Origin of the sequence: Sinomonas sp. G460-2, from assembly GCF_047759905.1 — a bacterium.
GTDB lineage: Bacteria > Actinomycetota > Actinomycetes > Actinomycetales > Micrococcaceae > Sinomonas.
Genome location: NZ_JBKZWT010000434.1, coordinates 1 through 2,450, shown reverse-complemented (window position 1 = coordinate 2,450; position 2,450 = coordinate 1). Strand labels below are relative to the sequence as shown.

Genomic DNA, 2,450 nt, shown 5'->3' with positions numbered 1-2,450 from the left:
GACAGTTCAGCAGTACCAACTAGACTAGATGTCAGATTTCGCCCCTTCGGGGCGCACACCAAAACGTGAAGTGGCGGTCTCCGGATCGCACCAATGCAGCCGCGGACTCGCGTCTGCGCGAGGAAAGGAACCACATGGCAGAGGACTTCGGACGCGGTCAGGGCGGACGGGGGTTCGGTGGCCCACGTCGCGGCGCCGGCTCGGGTCGGGGCTCCGATCGCTCGGGTGGTGGCGGATTCCGCGGTGCGAACAATTCCGGCGGGAATCCGCGCGGGTTCCGTGACCGGCGTCGTGAGTCGGGCGAGGACCGCCCTTCTGGCGACCGGGGGGATCGCGGCGAGCGTCGCCCGTTTGGTGACCGTGAGGATCGCGGCGAGCGCCGTCCGTTCCGCCCGGCTGGCCAGGGCGAGCGTCGCCCGTTTGGCGACCGCGGTGATCGCGGCGAGCGTCGCCCGTTTGGCGACCGCGGTGAACGTGGCGAGCGCGGCCCCTTCCGCCCGGCCGGCCAAGGCGAGCGTCGCCCGTTTGGTGACCGCGGTGATCGCGGCGAGCGCCGTCCTTATGGCGATCGTGGGGACCGTGGGGATCGTCCGCGTTTCGATCGTGAGGACCGTGGCGAGCGCCGTCCTTACGGTGGCGGTGGCGAGCGTGACAATCGGCGCCCCTTCGGCGACGGGGGAGACCGTGGCGAGCGTCGTCCCTATGGCGATCGTGGGGATCGTCCGCGTTTCGATCGTGAGGACCGTGGCGAGCGCCGTCCTTACGGTGGCGGTGGCGAGCGTGACAATCGGCGCCCCTTCGGTGACCGGGGAGATCGTGGCGAGCGGCGTCCGTTTGGTGACCGCGGGGATCGCGGCGAGCGTCCGCGTTTCGATCGTGAGGACCGTGGCGAGCGGCGTCCGTTTGGTGACCGCGGGGATCGCGGTGAGCGCCGTCCCTCGGGCGAGCGTGGGGATCGTCCGCGCTTTGATCGTGAGGACCGTGGCGAGCGCCGTCCCTCGGGCGAGCGTGGGGATCGTCCGCGTTTCGATCGTGAGGACCGTGGCGAGCGCCGTCCTTCGGGAGAGCGTGGGGATCGTCCGCGTTTCGATCGTGAGGACCGTGGCGAGCGCCGTCCTTCGGGCGAGCGTGGGGATCGTCCGCGCTTCCAGCGCGGCGACCGCGGTGAGCGTCGCCCCTACGGCGACCGTCCGCGCTTCGACCGCTCGCGTGATCGCGAGCGCCCGGCCGGCGAACAGGGTGGCGAGGGAGAGCAGGCGGAGTACCGCCGCGAGCACAACGCCGCGGACCTGCGCGTCTCGAACCGTGCGGACCGCGAGCGTTCGCCTGAGATCGATCCCGATGTGACGGGCAAGGAGCTCGACCGCGCGACAGTCGGCCAGCTGCGGACGCTCGAAAGCCGCAGCAGCGAGTGGGTGGCCAAGCACCTCGTCATGGCGGGCCGCCTCATAGACCTCGACCCGGAGGCGGCGTACCAGCACGCATTGGCCGCAAGCCGCCGCGGCGGCCGCATCGGCGCCGTCCGCGAGGCCGTCGGCATGACCGCCTACGCGGCGGGCCGCTACGACGACGCCCTGCGCGAGTTCCGCACGTTCCGCCGCATTACGGGCTCGAGCATCCACCTCGCTCACATGGCGGACTGCGAGCGAGGCCTCGGCCGCCCCGAAAAGGCGCTCGAGCTCACTCGTTCCGAGGAGCGCGAGATGCTCGATACGGCCGGAAAGGTCGAGCTCGCGATCGTCGCGTCCGGCGCTCGGGCCGATCTGGGCGATCTCGCTGGGGCGATCGAGGAGCTTGAGATCCCGCAGCTCGACATCAACCGGGCGTTCTCCTTCAGCCCCCGCCTCTTCGAGGCCTACGCCGACGCGCTCACGGCCGCGGGGCGCGCCGACCAGGCCGCCAAGTGGTACCGCCAGATCGGTGTCGCGGAGAGCGCGCTCGGAGTCGGCGACTTCGAGGAGCCCGACATCATGGACTTCGGATGGGACGAGGACGAGGAGTCTGCCGAGGAGTCCGCAGAGCCGGCCGAAGAGACGGCCGGAGAGCGGGCCGCGGAGGCCGGAGGGTCTGCCGAGGAGGCCGAAGCGCCGGCCGAGGACGCGGAGAAGCTCGGGCTCGCCGAAGACGAAATCGGCGTGACCGAGCGCGACGCTCCCGAGGAGGCTGCCGACGAAGCTCCCGAGGGTGGCACGGAGGCGAGCGAATCGCACGAGGCCGAAGGGCATTCGCCCAACGCCGAAGCGAACGACTCGGACGCCGGGCACGAGTGACGTGACGGCCGCGTTCATCGACGCGTTCGACGCCGTCCTCGCAGACCTCGACGGCGTCGTCTACGCGGGACCCCACGCGATTCCTGGCGCGCCCGAGGCGCTGCGGGGCCTCGCGCCCCGCGGTGTGCGCCTCGGCTACGTGACGAACAACGCATCGCGCTCGCCCGCGGAGGTGGCAGC

At 71.4% G+C, this 2,450-nt stretch carries 2 protein-coding genes and 1 pseudogene; 2 read left to right on the top strand and 1 reads right to left on the bottom strand.

Going from position 1 to position 2,450, the window contains the following annotated elements; all coding sequences use genetic code 11:
* Positions 1 to 1,277, bottom strand: a 1,277-nt coding sequence (locus tag ACLN58_RS21005) for a hypothetical protein (protein ID WP_415857165.1), incomplete at its 3' end; no start/stop codon positions are given.
* 66 nt (positions 1,278 to 1,343) lie between these two features.
* On the opposite strand from ACLN58_RS21005, the gene ACLN58_RS21000 reads away from it, so the two are divergent.
* Both ACLN58_RS21000 and ACLN58_RS20995 read left to right on the top strand, forming a co-directional pair.
* Positions 1,344 to 2,270 (top strand): hypothetical protein, encoded by a 927-nt coding sequence (locus ACLN58_RS21000; RefSeq protein ID WP_415857164.1) that lies wholly within the window; start codon positions 1,344 to 1,346, stop codon positions 2,268 to 2,270.
* 1 nt (position 2,271) lies between these two features.
* Positions 2,272 to 2,450 (top strand): annotated as a pseudogene (locus tag ACLN58_RS20995) (haloacid dehalogenase); the annotation flags it as partial.